Annotated in this window: 15 protein-coding genes; 3 read left to right on the forward strand and 12 right to left on the reverse strand. The window is 69.2% G+C overall.

Going from position 1 to position 14,856, the window contains the following annotated elements:
- Positions 1 to 19: 19 nt before the first annotated feature.
- The 5 genes from ACM6LU_RS28810 to ACM6LU_RS28830 all read right to left on the reverse strand — a co-directional run bounded on the left by ACM6LU_RS28810 (position 20) and on the right by ACM6LU_RS28830 (position 5,727).
- Positions 20 to 874, reverse strand: a complete 855-nt coding sequence (locus ACM6LU_RS28810) for an FAD binding domain-containing protein (protein ID WP_414940912.1) — start codon at positions 872 to 874, stop codon at positions 20 to 22.
- Positions 871 to 3,309 (reverse strand): xanthine dehydrogenase family protein molybdopterin-binding subunit, encoded by a 2,439-nt coding sequence (locus tag ACM6LU_RS28815; RefSeq protein ID WP_414940913.1) that lies wholly within the window; start codon positions 3,307 to 3,309, stop codon positions 871 to 873. The genes ACM6LU_RS28810 and ACM6LU_RS28815 overlap by 4 nt, the downstream gene beginning before the upstream one ends.
- On the reverse strand, positions 3,309 to 3,839 hold the full coding sequence (locus ACM6LU_RS28820; RefSeq protein WP_414940914.1) for a (2Fe-2S)-binding protein: 531 nt from the start codon (positions 3,837 to 3,839) through the stop codon (positions 3,309 to 3,311). The genes ACM6LU_RS28815 and ACM6LU_RS28820 overlap by 1 nt, the downstream gene beginning before the upstream one ends.
- Before the next feature lie 224 nt (positions 3,840 to 4,063).
- On the reverse strand, positions 4,064 to 4,717 hold the full coding sequence (locus ACM6LU_RS28825) for a TNT domain-containing protein (RefSeq protein ID WP_414940915.1): 654 nt from the start codon (positions 4,715 to 4,717) through the stop codon (positions 4,064 to 4,066).
- 74 nt (positions 4,718 to 4,791) lie between these two features.
- Positions 4,792 to 5,727 (reverse strand): threonine ammonia-lyase, encoded by a 936-nt coding sequence (locus ACM6LU_RS28830; protein ID WP_414940916.1) that lies wholly within the window; start codon positions 5,725 to 5,727, stop codon positions 4,792 to 4,794.
- A 70-nt stretch (positions 5,728 to 5,797) separates the two neighbouring features.
- Here ACM6LU_RS28830 and ACM6LU_RS28835 point away from each other — a divergent pair, with 70 nt between their 5' ends.
- The gene (locus ACM6LU_RS28835; protein WP_414940917.1) at positions 5,798 to 6,277 is read left to right on the forward strand and encodes an Lrp/AsnC family transcriptional regulator; all 480 of its coding nucleotides are present in this window, start codon (positions 5,798 to 5,800) and stop codon (positions 6,275 to 6,277) included.
- On the opposite strand, the gene ACM6LU_RS28840 is transcribed toward ACM6LU_RS28835, so the two are convergent.
- The 3 genes from ACM6LU_RS28840 to ACM6LU_RS28850 are packed head-to-tail and all read right to left on the reverse strand — an operon-like array spanning position 6,255 to position 9,756.
- The gene (locus ACM6LU_RS28840) at positions 6,255 to 7,367 is read right to left on the reverse strand and encodes an XdhC family protein (protein WP_414940918.1); all 1,113 of its coding nucleotides are present in this window, start codon (positions 7,365 to 7,367) and stop codon (positions 6,255 to 6,257) included. The genes ACM6LU_RS28835 and ACM6LU_RS28840 overlap by 23 nt on opposite strands.
- On the reverse strand, positions 7,360 to 8,463 hold the full coding sequence (locus ACM6LU_RS28845; protein ID WP_414940919.1) for a vWA domain-containing protein: 1,104 nt from the start codon (positions 8,461 to 8,463) through the stop codon (positions 7,360 to 7,362). The genes ACM6LU_RS28840 and ACM6LU_RS28845 overlap by 8 nt, the downstream gene beginning before the upstream one ends.
- A gap of 27 nt (positions 8,464 to 8,490) precedes the next feature.
- On the reverse strand, positions 8,491 to 9,756 hold the full coding sequence (locus ACM6LU_RS28850; protein ID WP_414940920.1) for an FAD-dependent oxidoreductase: 1,266 nt from the start codon (positions 9,754 to 9,756) through the stop codon (positions 8,491 to 8,493).
- A 93-nt stretch (positions 9,757 to 9,849) separates the two neighbouring features.
- Between ACM6LU_RS28850 and ACM6LU_RS28855 the strand changes: the two genes are divergently transcribed.
- Positions 9,850 to 10,938, forward strand: a complete 1,089-nt coding sequence (locus ACM6LU_RS28855) for a nucleoside hydrolase (protein WP_414940921.1) — start codon at positions 9,850 to 9,852, stop codon at positions 10,936 to 10,938.
- Here the strand turns inward: ACM6LU_RS28855 and ACM6LU_RS28860 are convergent.
- Positions 10,881 to 11,453, reverse strand: a complete 573-nt coding sequence (locus ACM6LU_RS28860) for a TetR/AcrR family transcriptional regulator (protein WP_414940972.1) — start codon at positions 11,451 to 11,453, stop codon at positions 10,881 to 10,883. The genes ACM6LU_RS28855 and ACM6LU_RS28860 overlap by 58 nt on opposite strands.
- 99 nt (positions 11,454 to 11,552) lie before the next feature.
- Here ACM6LU_RS28860 and ACM6LU_RS28865 point away from each other — a divergent pair, with 99 nt between their 5' ends.
- Positions 11,553 to 12,572 (forward strand): aldo/keto reductase, encoded by a 1,020-nt coding sequence (locus ACM6LU_RS28865; protein ID WP_414940973.1) that lies wholly within the window; start codon positions 11,553 to 11,555, stop codon positions 12,570 to 12,572.
- A gap of 5 nt (positions 12,573 to 12,577) precedes the next feature.
- On the opposite strand, the gene ACM6LU_RS28870 is transcribed toward ACM6LU_RS28865, so the two are convergent.
- From ACM6LU_RS28870 to ACM6LU_RS28880, 3 genes are read right to left on the reverse strand one after another with little or no spacing between them, the layout of a single operon-like run.
- The gene (locus ACM6LU_RS28870) at positions 12,578 to 13,450 is read right to left on the reverse strand and encodes an AAA family ATPase (RefSeq protein ID WP_414940922.1); all 873 of its coding nucleotides are present in this window, start codon (positions 13,448 to 13,450) and stop codon (positions 12,578 to 12,580) included.
- Positions 13,451 to 13,481: 31 nt separating this feature from the next.
- Entirely contained in the window at positions 13,482 to 14,051 is a 570-nt protein-coding gene (locus tag ACM6LU_RS28875; protein ID WP_414940923.1) for a nucleotidyltransferase family protein, read from the reverse strand.
- Positions 14,044 to 14,850, reverse strand: coding sequence for an IclR family transcriptional regulator C-terminal domain-containing protein (locus tag ACM6LU_RS28880; protein ID WP_414940924.1), 807 nt, complete (start codon positions 14,848 to 14,850; stop codon positions 14,044 to 14,046). Before ACM6LU_RS28880 ends, ACM6LU_RS28875 begins: the two co-directional genes overlap by 8 nt.
- Positions 14,851 to 14,856: the final 6 nt, after the last annotated feature.

Genomic DNA, 14,856 nt, shown 5'->3' on the forward strand with positions numbered 1-14,856 from the left:
GGGCCGACCTCCCTTCGTGTCAGGAGCCCGCGGCGGCGAGCACCGCCCGGCCGGTCAGCACCCGCGCGAGATGCTGCCGGTATTCGACGTCGGAGTTGCCGTCCGCGGTCGGGTTCGTGCCTTCGGCCGCGTGTTCGGCCGCGCCGCGGATCGCCTCGGCGGTGGCCGCGCAGCCGACCAGCGCCGCCTCGACCCCGGCCGCCCGCACCGGTGTCGAGCCCATGTTGGTGAGCGCGACCCGCGCCTCCTCGATGGTGCCGGCCTCGGTGCGGACGCACGCCGCGACCGCGACCATGGACCACGCCTGCGCGACCCGGTTGAACTTCTCGTAGTGGGCACGCCAGCCGGTGTGTTTCGGCACGCGGACCTCGACCAGGATCTCGTCCTCGGCGAGCGCGGTGGTGAACATGTCCTGGAAGAAGTCCGCCGCGGCGACCGTCCGCCGCCCGCCCGGCCCGGCGACGACGAGTTCGCAGCCGAGTGCGAGCACGGGGGCCGGCAGGTCGCCTGCCGGATCGGCGTGCGCGATGGCGCCGCCGAACGTCCCGCGATGGCGGATCTGCGGATCGGCGACCGTGTCGGTGGCGGCCTTGAGCAGGGTGGCGTGCTCGGCGACCAGCTCGTCCCGCTGGACGTCGTGATGCGTGGTCATCGAGCCGATGACCAGCGCGTCGCCGTCCTCGCGGACACCGCGCAGCTCGCCGACCTTCCCGAGGTCGATCAGCGTGGTCGGCGTGGCGAGCCGCATCCTCAGCACCGGCAACAGGCTCTGCCCGCCTGCCAGCACTTTGGCGTCCTCGCCCGCCTCGGCGAGGGCACTCACCACTTCGTCCACTGTGGACGGAGCGACGTAGTCGAACGGAGCCGGGATCACTGGACACCTCCGGAAGCGTCGATCGAACCGAGGCCGCCGCCGGCTTCGGCACCCAAGCCGCCCTCCGCGGTCGTCCGGTGCTGGATGGCGTGCCAGACCCGCATCGGGGTCAACGGCATCTCGATGTCGTTCACCCCGAAGTGGCGGACGGCGTCGATCACGGCGTTGACCACCGCCGGTGTCGAGGCGATCGTGCCCGCCTCGCCGACTCCCTTTGCGCCCAACGGGTTCGTCGTCGACGGCGTCTCGGTGCGGTCGGTGGTGAAGTGGGGCAGATCCGCCGCCGACGGCAGGAGATAGTCGGCGAACGTCCCGGTAATCAGCGTCCCGCCTTCGTCGTGGACGGCCTCTTCGAACAGCGCCTGCGCGATGCCCTGCGCGAGTCCGCCGTGCACCTGGCCTTCCACGATCAGCGGGTTGACCGCCACGCCGACGTCGTCGACGCAGACGTAGGAGCGCAACCGCACGCGCCCGGTCTCGGTGTCGACCTCGGCCGCGCACAGATGCGTGCCATGCGGGAAGGAGAAGTTCTCCGGATCGAACGTGTCCGCCGAATCCAGCGAGGGTTCGACCCCGTCCGGCAGGTCGTGCGCCGAGAACACGGCCCACGCGATGTCCTGGATGGAGGTCGAGGAATCCGTGCCCTTGACGGAGAACTTGCCCGCCTCGAATTCGAGGTCGTCCTCGGCGCATTCCATCATGTGCGCCGCGATCGGCTTGGCCTTGGCGAGCACCTTGTCCGCCGCCTTGACCACCGCGACCCCGCCGACCACCAGCGACCGGGAACCGTAGGTGTCCATGCCCTTGTGCGAGGACTGGGTGTCGCCGTGGATGACCTCGATGTCCTCGAACGGGACACCGAGTTTGTCGGCGACGATCTGGCTCCACGCCGTCTCGTGGCCCTGGCCGTGCGCGGAGGCGCCGGTGATCACCTCGATCTTGCCGGTGGGCAGCACCCGGATCTCCGCGTGCTCCCAGCCGCCCGCCGCGTAGTCCAGCGAGCCGAGCACCCGCGACGGCGCGAGGCCGCACATTTCGGTGAACGTCGAGATGCCGATGCCGAGCTGGACGGAGTCGCCGGAATCCCGTCGCTCCTTCTGTTCCCGGCGGAGACCGTCGTAGTCGAAGAGTTCCTTGGCCTTGGCGGTGGCGGCCTCGTAGTTGCCCGAGTCGTAGGTCAGCCCGGCCACCGTGGTGAACGGGAACTCCTCGTGCTTGATCCAGTTCTTCTCGCGGAGTTCCATCGGGTCCATGCCCAGTTCGACGGCGAGTTCGTCCATGATCCGCTCGATGCCGAACGTGGCCTCCGGCCGGCCCGCGCCGCGGTACGCGTCGGTGAGTGTGGTGTTGGTGAACACGTTGGTGCAGGCGAAGTGGTACGCCGGGAACTTGTAGATGGCGTTGAACATGAACGCGCCGAGGATCGGCACACCGGGGCCGACGAGGCCGAGGTACGCGCCCATGTCGGCGAGCAGTTCGACCTTGAGGCCGGTCACCGTGCCGTCGCGGTTCGCGGTAATGGTGATGTCCTGGACCTGGTCGCGGCCGTGGTGCGCGGCGACCATGGTCTCCGATCGGGACTCGCTCCACTTGACCGGTTTGCCGAGCCGCCGCGCGATCAGCGTCGACATCATCTCTTCGGGCAGCACGGCGATCTTGCCGCCGAACCCGCCGCCGACGTCCGGCGCGATCACGCGCACCTTGTGCTCGGGCAGGCCTAGCGTGGCCGCGGTCATCGTTTTGAGGATGTGCGGGACCTGGGTGGCCGACCACATGACCAGCTGGCTGCCGGTCGGGTCGACGACGCACGCCCGCGGTTCCATGAAGGCGGGCACGAGCCGTTGCTGGCGGAAGCGCCGCTTCAGGACGACTTCGGAGTTCGCGATCGCGTCCTCGACGTCGGTTCCCGTTCCCGCCCCCGCGGAATCGAAGACCCATACGGCGTTCTGGTTGGTGCCGAGATCTTCGTGCACCAGCGGCGCGCCCTCGGCAAGCGCGTTCTCGAGCCCGAGAACGACCGGCAGTTCGTCATACTCGACGTCGATCGCTTCGAGCGCGTCATGCGCTTCGGCCGAGGTACGGGCGACGACGACCGCGACGCCTTCACCGGCGAAGTTCACTGTGTCCGAAGCGAGGATGGGCCGTCTCGGCGATTTCATGTCCGGGGTGATCGGCCACGCGCACGGCATGCCGATGGCGCTCTCGGGATCAAGGTCCTTCCCGGTGAAGACCGCGACGACACCCTGCGCGGACTTCGCCTCGGTGACGTCGATCGACACGATCTTGGCGTGCGCGAACGGGCTGCGGAGCACCGCGAGGTGCAGCATGCCCGGCAGTGTCAGGTTGTCGGTCCAGCGCGTGCGGCCGGTGATGAGGCGCTCGTCCTCCTTGCGGCGACGGGACTTGCCGACCTCCGGTTCGATCGTGGAGGTCATCACTCACCACCCGCGCCGACACGGGAAGCGGTGTCCGAGGCGAGCCGCTCGGCTTCGGGACCGGCACCGGGCCGCATCTGGTGGGCGGCGTCGCGCACCGCGCGGACGATGTTCTGGTAACCCGTGCAGCGGCACAGGTTGCCTTCGAGCCCTTCCCGGACGGCCTTCTCGTCCGGATCGGGATTGTCTGCGAGCAGATCGATCGACTGCATGATCATGCCGGGTGTGCAGAATCCGCACTGGAGCGCGTGATTCTCGTGGAAGGCCTTCTGCACCGGGTGCAGTTCGCCGTCGCGGGCGAGTCCTTCGATCGTGGTGATTTCGCAGCCGTCGGCCTGGACCGCGAGTACCGAACAGGATTTCACGCTGCGCCCGTCGAGGTGGACGGTGCAGGCCCCGCAGTTGCTGGTGTCGCAACCGACCACGGTGCCTACCTTCCCGACGTGTTCGCGCAGATGGTGCACGAGCAGGGTGCGGGGTTCGACGTCGTCTGTGTAGCTGGTGCCGTCGACGGTGACGGTGACGCGCATCAGGCCTCCAAAAGCAACAGAAACCCCGCGCTGGTCCGGGGTCGTTCGGGAGCGGCCGGTCATCCGGTTGTCATGGACCGACCCCGGGCGGGCCGTGATCGGACTCACAGTCGAGCGTGCTACGTCTGCCCGGCCGGAACAACCCCCACCAGGGGGTGACTCCCGGCCGGGCCCGCAGTTGCGTCGATCTCTACGACTTATTCTCCGCAGGTGCGGTTGCCGGTCTATGCCGATCGTTCGAGGAAACCATTGGCGATCAACCATCCGACGTTGACCGAAGGTGGCGAGCCGGGCAGCAACGCACCGTCCACTTGGTACTGGAATCCCCCACCCGGCTGGGCGAACCAGGCGGCGATCGGACCGGAGTGGACCGCGAACGACTTCGCGACCCGATAGGCGTGATAGTTGCAGCTCGCGCCCGGCGAGGAATCGAGACTCTGCGGCGGGATCGCCCTCGACGCGTACGGAGATCCCTTCGGCGCGAGGAAGGAACCGTACTCACTGCCGTACCTGTCGATCCGCTTGCCCGGTGTCAACGTGATCACGTACTGGATGGGTGTCCCGTCGGGCCGCAGGACGTAGCCGTTCTTCGGCGGATAGCGCCACGACGCGGCCGCTTGGTCGTAGTAGGTGTCGAGGAAACGTTGCTCGGCCAAGGCCCCGGTGCGGCGGTAGCCGATGAGCTGGAAACCGACGGCGCCCAGCACCGGGAGTTTCTCCGGGCCGAGCCGTTTGTCACCGTGGTGATCGGACTCCGAGCATTCGGTGAGCCGTCCGGCTTGGATGGTGCTCGGATGTGCTGTGGCGGTCTGTGTCGTGACCGGGGCGAGGAGCAGGCCGATGGCGGCGAACACCGTCAAGGTGCGTCTCAGCAGCATGCTCCGAGCACACCAGCCGTCGCGTGGGGCGGGCGACGGCTGATCGACTGACGTCGTTGAGCCGACCGGCTGGTTCAGCCCGTCATGCCCAGCACCGACAGATCGGCGTTCGCCCCGGTGACCACGGTGGCGGCGAAGTCGCCCGGGAGGTCGTGCACGGTCAGCGCGGCCAGCCCGGCCGCGCCCGCGGGTTCCGGGACGACGCCGAGGGTTTCCGCGCCCAAGCGCATGGCCGCGCGCAGATCGTCGTCGCTGACCAGCACGAAGTCGTCGACGAGCGACCGCATCCGACGAAGGGACTCCGGCTCCGGGGTCTGGATCGAGATCCCGCCGGCGAACGAGTTCGCCCGGTCGACGGTGATCGATTCACCCGCCCGCCAGCTCCTCTCCATCGCCGGGGCCGACTCGGTCCCGACACCGACGATGCGGACGTCGGGCGAATGCGCCTTGAGCCAGAGCGCGACCCCGGCGATCAGCGCGCCGTCGCCGACCGGGAGGACTACCGTGTCGATCCGGCTCTCCCGCGCCAGTTCCAGGCCGATCGTGCCCGCACCCTCGGAGATCGCGGGCTCGCGGCCGTCGACCACGAAGACGCGATCCGGCGCTTCGGCGGCGAAGGCGGCAGCGGCGGCTTTCGCCTCGCCGTCGACCCGGCGCACCCGGGCGCCCAGTGCCTTCATCCGCCGGAGTTTGATCGGGGAGATGTCGGCGGGGACGAAAACCTCGGCCCGCAGGCCGCGTTTCCTGGCGGCGAAGGCGACGGCCTGCCCGAAGTTGCCGCTCGTGCCGCACACCATCGTGGTGCCCGGCTCCAGCCCGGCGGCGAAGTAGTCCGCGCCGCGGCCCTTGAAGCTGCGCAACGGATTCAGCGTCTCGACCTTCACCAGCACACGACGGCCGAGCCGTTCGTTCAGCTGTTCGTCGCTGTACTGCGGGGAGTTCAGGAAAACGGGATCGATCTTCTTCGCCGCCTCGGCGATGTGGTCCAGCTGCAGGTCGATGTCGGTCATGACGCTCAAACTAGGCGAGAAGCCGATCATGCCGATTGTAAATTTTCCCGTCCGTGTGCAAAAATCTTGCGTGCCTCTCGACAAGATCGACCACCTGCTGCTCGACCTCGTCCAGGTCGACGCGGCCCGCCCGCTGCACGATCTGGGTGACGCCGTCGGCCTTTCCCCGAGCGCGGTCCAGCGACGGCTGACCCGGCTGCGCGCGGCGGGCGTGATCCGCGCTCAGGTCGCCGTACTCGATCCGGAAGCGCTGAGCGCCGGGATGGCGTCGGTCATCCTGGTCGCGCTGACCGACGACGACGTGGAGCAGCACGACGCGTTCCGCGCGCGCATGCTGGCCGAACCGCGAGTCCAGCACTGCTACAGCATCGTCGGGCAGTGGGACTACGTCGTCGTCCTGCTCACGCCGGATCTCAAGGCGAGCCGGTACCTTTCCCGGAAACTGTTCACCGAGCACGTCAAACGGTTCGAGACCCTGCCTGCCTTCGACGTGGTCAAGTCGAGCCAGGCGGTCCCGGTTCCCGGCGTCAGCCGTGGATCCGGCCGGTGAGTTCGGCGAGCCGCGAGCCCGAACCGCTCCACCGCAGCGCGATGATCTCCGCCGCGATCGACACCGCGGTCTCCTCCGGCGTCCGCGCGCCGAGGTCGAGCCCGATCGGCGAGGCCAGCCGTCCGAGTTCCGCCTCGGTGACCCCGGCCTCGCGCAGCCGCGCGAACCGGTCGTCGTGGGTCTTGCGCGAGCCCATCGCGCCGACGTAGCCGACGTCGAGCCGCAACGCGACCTCCAGCAACGGCACGTCGAACTTCGGGTCGTGGGTGAGCACGGCGATCGCGGTCCGGCCGTCGGTCCGGCCCGCCTCGGCTTCGGCGTTCAGGTAGCGATGCGGCCAGTCGACGACGACCTCGTCCGCGTCGGGGAACCGGCTCTTCGTCGCGAACACGGGCCGCGCGTCGCAGACCGTGACCTGGTAGCCGAGGTACGCGCCCATTTTCGCCATCGCGGCGGCGAAGTCGATCGCGCCGAACACCAGCAGCCTCGCGGGCGGCTCGAAGGAGTTGACGAAGACCGTCATCCCTTCGCCGCGGCGCTGCCCGTCCGGCCCGTGGTGCAGCGTGCCGGTGCGGCCCGCCACGAGCATTCCGCGCGCGTCGTCGGCGACGGCGTCGTCCATCCGGGAGGAGCCGAGCGAACCGGCGACACGGTCCGGCCAGACGATCAGGTGCTCGCCGACCAGCCCTTCCCGTTCGTGCTCGATCACCGTCACCACGGCCACCGGCTGTCCACTGTGGACCGATTCGACGACGTCGCCGAGTTCCGGCATCGAGTCGCGATCGATGTGCTGGACGTAGATGTCGATGATCCCGCCGCAGGTCAGCCCGACCGCGAACGCGTCGTCGTCGGTGACGCCGTAGCGCTGCAACACCGGGGCACGGTCGGCGACCACCTGTCGCGCGAGTGCGTAGACGGCACCCTCGACGCAGCCGCCGGAGACGCTGCCGGTGACCGTGCCGTCCGGCGCGACGAGCATCGCCGCGCCCGGGCTCCGCGGCGCCGACGAGAACGTCGCCACCACCGTGCCGACCCCCACGGTCTCACCGGCCGCCCAGCGGCGGTGCAGTTCGTCCAGTACGTCACGCATCGGCGATCTCCACCAGCAGTCGTTCCAACGTGGCCAAGCTGTGCCCGGCGAGCAGCCGATCGAGGTACGGGAGCGCGGCCACGATGCCGGACTGCACGGGCGCGTAACCTGCCCGCCCCGCGTGCGGATTCACCCAGAATACGACGTGCGCGAGCCGTCGCAGCCTGGCGAGCTGCTCGCCGAGCATCCCGGGGTCGCCCCGCTCCCAGCCGTCGGAGAACACGGTGACCACGGAACGCCTGGCCACGCCGCGTTGTCCCCAGCGGTCGAGGAAGGCCCGCAGGGTCTCGCCGAGCCGGGTCCCGCCCGCGAAATCGGGGACGGCGGCGGCCGCGGCGAGCATCGCGTGCTCGGGATCGCGCAGGCGCAGCTGGCGGGACACCCTGGTGAGCCGGGTACCGAGGGTGAACACCTCGACCCGGCCGGGAGCGCGCCGGGTGACGACGTGCGCGAACCGCAGCAGGGCGTCGGCGTACGGGCCCATCGAGCCGGAGACGTCGATCAGGAAGACGAGACGGCGCGGTTTCGTGCTCCTCCGCCGGTACGCCAGGCGAACGGGCTCGCCGCCTCCGGCCAGCATCGCGCGGAGCGTGCGTGACGGATCGAGAGTGCCCCGCCGGGCGGCGCGGCGGCGCGGCGATGACCGCGGAGGGAGGGCCGGGCGGAGTTTCGCCAGCAGTTCCCGCAGGTGAGCGCGTTCGGCGATGGTCAGTTCGGCGAGGTCGCGGTGTCGCAGGATCTCGTCGTCACTCGCCGCCACGCGGAGCTGGTCGGGCTCCGCGCCGGACTCGCCCTGGCCCGGGGCCTGCGCGAGCGCGGCGATCCTGGCGCGCTTCGGGGGTGCCTCCCGGCCTCGCCGCCGGGGACCGGATTCCGCCTCGGTGAACCAGCTGTCGAACGCCGTGTCGTAGCGCGGGAGGTCGTCGGGGTCGGAGCACAGTGTCAGCCGTCCTGCCCAGTACAGCTGCTCGGAGTCGGCGAGGTCGACCTCGCCGACCGCCGCGAGGTACGCCTGGACTCGGTGTGCGTCGCACGGCAAACCGGCTTCGCGCAAAGCCTCCGCGAAGCCGACGAAACCCGCCAATGGATCGCTCACCCCTCCATTGTGCGCGCGTTTCGTCCTCTAGTTGCGGTAGTTGCGTGTGCAAGTACCGCAACTAGAGGACGAAACGCGGGGTCGGCGGCGGGCGAAGACGGGGGGTTTCTCGCGGAGGGGGCCGATGCCACCCATGAAGGCGCCCAGGCCGGTGAGCAGCGGAAACCGGTCCGAGATCCGGAGAACCAGGGGGATGGTCCGCTCGTTCAGCGTCCCGTCGAGGGCGGGCTCGATGAGCATCTTGTGTTCCCCCAGTTGCTGCTTCTGGGCGAGGGTGACGGCGACGTTCCGGCGGCGTTGCACGCGGCCGAGGTCCCGCGCGGTCAGCGTGCCACTCCGGAGCGGCGCGGCGAGGATCCGCGCGGCCGCCACGGCGTCCTGCACCGCGATGTTGACGCCCATCCCGCCGACCGGCGACATCGCGTGCGCGGCGTCGCCGATGCAGAGCACCCGTTCGGAGTACCAGTGCGGGAGTTTGGACATCCGGACCTTCAGCAGTTTGACGTCGTCCCAATCGCGGATCGCGGCGAGTTCACCCTGTCCCCAGCCGAACAGGGCGCCGATCCGCTCGCGGAACTTCTCGATGCCCTCGGCACGCAGCGCCTCGTCCTGGCCCTTCCTGATCAGGTACGAAGTCTGGTAGTAGTCGCCGCGGTCCATCGTCACGCCGGCGTGGCCGTTCGCGAAACAGCCGAACACCTGGGCTTCCTTACCCGTGTCTTCGAGTTTGGGCACGCGGACCCACCACACGTCCATCGGCACGTCGTACTCGTGCGGCACGAGCCCCGCTTCCGCGCGCACCAGGGAATCCCGGCCGTCGCAGCCGACCACCAGCGACGCGGCCAATTCCCGCTCCACCCCGTCGGAATCGAGGTAACGCACCCCGCCGCCCTGGCGCAGTCCGGTGACCTCGGCGCCCATCCGCAGGGTGAACGTCGATTCCTCGGCAGCCGCTTCGGCGAGCAGGTTCAGGAAGTCCCACTGCGGGACCATCGAGATGTACTTGTGCGGCCCGGGAACCCGGCTGAAATCGGCGGCGACGATCGTCTTGTCGCCGATCACCATCCGCATCTTCTCCAGCCGTTTCGACGGGAGTTCCGCAAACCGTTCGCCGAGCCCGAGTTCGTCGAGCAGCGTCAACGTCGGCGGATGCACCGTGTCACCACGGAAATCGCGGAAGAAGTCCTTGTGTTTTTCGAGAACGGTGACCTCGACCCCGGCTCGCGCCAACAGGAGTCCGAGCACCATCCCCGCCGGACCGCCCCCCACCACACAACACTGTGTACGTTCCATAATCGAGTTGTAGCGCGCCCGGCGGGCCGTCGCCAAGCTTTCGGCGCCGAAGAGGACCTAGGTCCTACCGGGAATCCTCGCTACGGTGACGCCATGTTCCCGTCCCGTGCCGTGCTCGCCACCCTGCTCGCCTGCGCCCTCGGCGCGGCCGCCGCCCCGGCCGCCTCGGCGACCCCGCCGCCCGCCCCGGTCCCGGTGGTGTTCGACGGCGACTCCGATTTCGCGGACATCGCGACACTCGCGTATCTGTGCCAGGCCCACAAACACCGCCGCGTCGATCTGCGCGCCGTCACCGTCACCAACAACGGCGCGGGAATTCCCGGACGCGCGCTGACCCACGTGCGGACGACACTCGGGAAGTGCGGACTCTCCGGCATTCCGGTCGCGGACGGATCCGACACCGGCGTGAACCCGATGCCCGCCGACAGCCGTGCGTGGACCGAGAGCATCCTCAACGGCGCACTCGGTGACGCGGGGGTTTCGCACCGTCCGTCGCGGGTCCGGGCGTCGGCGCTGCTCGCCGCGACGGTACTCAAGTCGGCGAAGCCAGTCGTTGTGATCGCGACCGGTCCGCTCACGAATGTCGCGAAGGCCATGGCCGTTCCCGGTGTGGCGCAGCGGATTTCACGGCTTTCGGTGATGGGCGGTGCCTTCGACGTCCCCGGCAACGTGTTCGGCCCGGACGCGGGGAAGTTCGACGGAACCCAGGAAGTCAACATGTGGCTCGACCCCGCTTCGGCGGACAAGGTCTTCGCCGGGATCCGCCGCGTCGACATCGTTCCGCTGGATGCCACGAACGACGTCCCCATCACACCGTCCTATGTGGAGCGATTGGGCCGCGAAGCCCGGACCGCGGAGGCGAAGCTGGTGCACTCCATCGTCACCCAGCCCGATCTCGTCCCGTACGTCCAGGACGGGACCGCGTTCTGGTGGGACACGCTCGTCTCGTCCGAGGTGTTCGACGCCGTGAGCCCGGTGAAGCTGCGGCAGGCGAAGGTCGACGTAAGGCAGGACGGCGCCGCGGCGGGCCGTACTTACGTGACGCCGGAGGGAACTTCGCAGAACGTCGGCTACGACGCCGATCCCGTGGCTTACGAGAACGGCTTCCTGAAGATGCTGAACGGTCAGGTCGTGACGCGCAGTCCGGCGATGAGGACCCCGACCATCCGGCGCGCGTCGTAGCGGGGATCGCTGTCGGCGCCGATGCAGAGATTCCCGACGCCTCGCATGACTTCGATCGCCTGCAGATCGGAGCGGATCTCGCCGGATTCGGCCGAGGCGTCGAGCAACGTCGTGCACGCGGGCAGGAGCCTGTCGAGGAAGTAGGCGTGCAACGGCTCGAAGCCGGTGTTGTCCGACTGGAACGCGGCGGCGAGGCCATGTTTGGTGACCAGGAAATCGACGAAGAGGCCGATCCAGCGTCGCAACGCCTCGTACGGGGAATCGCTCGACGCCAGTAGCTCCGGCCCGGCCTCGGCGCAGGCGTCGACCTGGTGCCGGTAGACGGCGATGATGAGATCCGCCCTGGTCGGGAAGTGCCGGTAAATGGTGCCCATCCCGACGCCCGCCTTGGCCGCGATGTCGCGGACCGGCGCCTCGACGCCCGAGGTGACGAAAACGGCGGCGGCCGCGTCGAGCAGGGTCTTCTCGTTGCGCCGGGCGTCCGCGCGTTTGGATTTGGCGCCTTCTTCACTCACCACGCGGCATCCTCCACCATGCTTGCCAAGCGGAACAGTGTTCCATATCGTTAGCGGAGCAACGTTCCGCTTGCTCATCCTGCCATGGAGGACACCGTCATGCAGTACCGCACCTTGGGCCGGACCGGCGTGCAGGTCAGTACCCTCGCGCTCGGCGCGATGAACTTCGGCGCGATCGGGCGCACCACCCAGGACGAGGCCACCGCCATCGTCGACGCCGCCCTCGAAGGCGGGATCAACCTCGTCGACACCGCCGACCTGTACAGCGCCGGCGAGTCGGAGAAAATGGTCGGCAGAGCCATCACCGGACGCCGCGAGGACATCGTGCTTGCCACGAAGGCGACCATGCCGATGGGCGGCGACCGCAACCATCAGGGCGCTTCACGGCGCTGGCTGGTCACCGAACTGGACAACAGCCTGCGCCGCCTCGGCGTCGACCACGTCGACCTCTACCAGATCCACCGCTGGGACCCGAAGACCAGCGACGAGGAGACCCTTTCGGCGCTGACCGATCTCCAGCACGCGGGGAAGATCCGCTACTTCGGTTCGTCGACGTTCCCCGCCTACCGCGTCGTGCGGGCACAGTGGGCCGCCCGCGAACACCGCCTGAGCCGGTACGTCACCGAGCAGCCCAGCTACTCGATCCTGCAGCGCGGCATCGAAACGCATGTGCTGCCCGTGACCGAGGAATACGGGCTGGGCGTGCTGGCGTGGAGCCCGCTCGCCTCGGGCTGGCTTTCGGGCGCGGTCCGCGCGGGGCAGGAGATCACCACCAACCGCTCGAAGGTCCGGCCGCAGCGCTTCGACCTGGCCATCCCGGCGAACCGGGCCCGGCTCGAAGCCGTCGAACGGCTGGCCAAGGTCGCCGACGAGGCCGGTCTGACGCTGATCCAGCTCGCGCTCGGCTTCGTGACCGCGCATCCGGCCGTGACCAGCGCGATCATCGGGCCGCGCACCCTGGAGCACCTGGAATCCCAGCTCGCCGCCGCGGACACGGTGCTGCCGTCCGACGTCCTCGACGCGATCGACGAGATCGTCGCTCCCGGTGTGGACCTCGCCCCGGACGAAAAGATGGATACCCCGCCGTCGCTGCTCGACCCGGCACTACGGCGGCGCTGACCAGGTCAGGTGAGCAGTTTGTCCAGCTTGGCGCGGACCCGGTCGAGGTCTTCGCTGTACTTGAGCACCGCACCGAGCGTCCGCGCCGCCGCCGCGGCGTCCAGTTCGGACACTTCCAGCGCTAGGAGCGCCTGAGCCCAGTCGAGGGATTCCGCCACCCCGGGTGGTTTCAGCAGTTCCATCGCCCGGAGCCGGTGCACCGCGTTCGCGACCTGCGCCGCGAGCCCTTCGCCGAGGTTCGGGATCCTGCGTCGCAGGATCTCGATCTCACGGCCGAGGTCCGGATGTTCGAGCCAGTGGTAAAGACAACGGCGCTTGAGCGCGTCGTGAACTTCCCGGGTCCGGTTCGAGGTCAGCACCACGAGCGGCGGATGCTCGGCGCGCACCTCGCCGAACTCGGGAATGGTGACGGCGTTCTCGTCGAGGAGTTGCAGCAGGAACGCCTCGAACTCGTCGTCGGCGCGGTCGATCTCGTCGACCAGCAGCACGCACGGCGCGATCTGCAACGCCTTCAGCAGTGGCCGGGAGAGCAGGAATCGTTCGGTGTAAAGGGACTGCTCGGCGGCCTCGACGTCGAGGCCGCCGTCACCGGCGGCTTCGAGCGCCCGCAGATGCAGCAACTGGCGGGGGAAGTCCCACTCGTACAACGCCTGGGCGGCGTCGATGCCTTCGTGGCACTGAAGCCGGATGAGTGGCATGCCGAGTGCTTCGGCCAGTCCCAAGGCGAGTGAGGTCTTGCCGGTGCCCGGTTCGCCCTCGCAGAACAACGGGCGGCCGAGCCGCAGGGCAAGGAATCCGGCCGTGGCGATGCCGTCGTCGGCGAGGTAGCCGACCGCTTCGAGGGCTTCGGCCAGTTTCTCCGGCGATTCGACGGTCACTTCCCGATCGTAAGCCTCGGAGAGTGCGAGATCAGCCTGGAAGATCCTCGCGGCGGTCCACGTCGTGCCCGGTGCCGAGGTCGCCGCATTCGACGAGCCGCAGTTCCGGGCGTCCCTTCAGCCAGTCGCGTGCGCCCTTGTCCCCGGACGTGCCCGCCGCGATCTCCGGCCACCAACGGCGGCCGAGCACGACGGGATGGCCGGGGACGCCGTCGTAGGCCGCCCGCGCGACGGTGTCCTCGTCGGCCTTGTCCGCGACCCGGTGCACCACTCCGGCACTGACGCCGGGCAGATCCACGAGATGCACGACGGCGGCTTCCGCGGCAGTGGTTTCCAGTGCCCTCAGGCCCGCGCGCAGTGACGCGCCCAGGCCGGATTCCCAGTCCTCGGCCACGACTGCGGCCTCGGAGTCGGGCAGGAGCGCGCGGACTTCCTCGGCCGAGGCGCCCAGCACCACCCGGACCGGTGCGCAACCGGCGTCGGTGAGCACTCGCAGCGCGCGGACGACGAACGGCTCACCGTCGAGGACGGCCAGTGCCTTCGGCCCGCCGAACCGGCGGCCGGCCCCGGCCGCGAGCAGCAGCCCGGCGGTCTCAGCCATGCCCTGCCTTGGTCGGCGGCGCGGAGGCCAGGTCGGTCTCGATGGCTTTCGCCGCGTTGAGCAGCGACGGCAGCAGTTCCTGCTCGACCGACTCGGGCGTCGTGCGGCTGGCGTGGGTGGAGAGGTTGACCGCGGCCACGACCTTGCCACGCCGGTCCCGGATCGGCGCGGCGATGGAGCGGAGGCCCTCTTCGAGCTCCTGGTCGACCATCGCGTACCCCTGCCGGTAGACCCGCTCGAGTTCGGCGATCAGGTCTTTTCGCCTGGTCAGCGTGCGCGCGGTCAGTTTCTCGAGTTTGGCCGCGTCGAAGTAGCCGTGCAGGTCGTCACCTTCGAGGTCGGCCAGCAGGACGTGCCCCATCGACGTCGCGTGGGCCGGGAAGCGGGTGCCGACGTTGATGCTGACGGTCATGATCCGCGAAACGGCTACGCGCGCGACGTAAACGATGTCCAGGCCTTCGAGCACCGACACCGAACTCGACTCGTGTACCTCGGCGGACAGCCGTTCCAGATGCGGCTGGGCGACCTCGGGCAGCGACAGGCTCGACAGATATGAGTAGCCGAGTTCGAGGACCCGCGCGGTGAGCGAGAAGTATTTGCCGTCCGTGCGCACGTACCCCAGGTCGACGAGGGTGAGCAGGAACCGGCGGGCGGCCGCCCTGGTCAGCCCGGTGGAGCGGGCGACGTCGCTCAGCGTGAGTTCCGCCGCGTCCGCGTTGAACGCCTTGATCACCGCCAGTCCGCGTTCCAGCGACTGGACATGATGCGCTCCGCGCTCGGTCACCTCGCCTTCGTCCATACGAGA

The organism is Amycolatopsis sp. cmx-11-51 (assembly GCF_047608665.1).
Classification (GTDB): Bacteria; Actinomycetota; Actinomycetes; order Mycobacteriales; family Pseudonocardiaceae; genus Amycolatopsis.

Coding starts and splice junctions, on each gene's coding strand:
- ACM6LU_RS28820 (WP_414940914.1), bottom strand. CDS start 3,839: ATGCGCGTCACCGTCACCGTCGACGGCACCAGCTACACAGACGACGTC.
- ACM6LU_RS28855 (WP_414940921.1), top strand. CDS start 9,850: ATGTTCCCGTCCCGTGCCGTGCTCGCCACCCTGCTCGCCTGCGCCCTC.
- ACM6LU_RS28830 (WP_414940916.1), bottom strand. CDS start 5,727: ATGACCGACATCGACCTGCAGCTGGACCACATCGCCGAGGCGGCGAAG.
- ACM6LU_RS28825 (WP_414940915.1), bottom strand. CDS start 4,717: ATGCTGCTGAGACGCACCTTGACGGTGTTCGCCGCCATCGGCCTGCTC.
- ACM6LU_RS28865 (WP_414940973.1), top strand. CDS start 11,553: ATGCAGTACCGCACCTTGGGCCGGACCGGCGTGCAGGTCAGTACCCTC.
- ACM6LU_RS28880 (WP_414940924.1), bottom strand. CDS start 14,850: ATGGACGAAGGCGAGGTGACCGAGCGCGGAGCGCATCATGTCCAGTCG.
- ACM6LU_RS28875 (WP_414940923.1), bottom strand. CDS start 14,051: ATGGCTGAGACCGCCGGGCTGCTGCTCGCGGCCGGGGCCGGCCGCCGG.
- ACM6LU_RS28850 (WP_414940920.1), bottom strand. CDS start 9,756: ATGGAACGTACACAGTGTTGTGTGGTGGGGGGCGGTCCGGCGGGGATG.
- ACM6LU_RS28815 (WP_414940913.1), bottom strand. CDS start 3,309: ATGACCTCCACGATCGAACCGGAGGTCGGCAAGTCCCGTCGCCGCAAG.
- ACM6LU_RS28840 (WP_414940918.1), bottom strand. CDS start 7,367: ATGCGTGACGTACTGGACGAACTGCACCGCCGCTGGGCGGCCGGTGAG.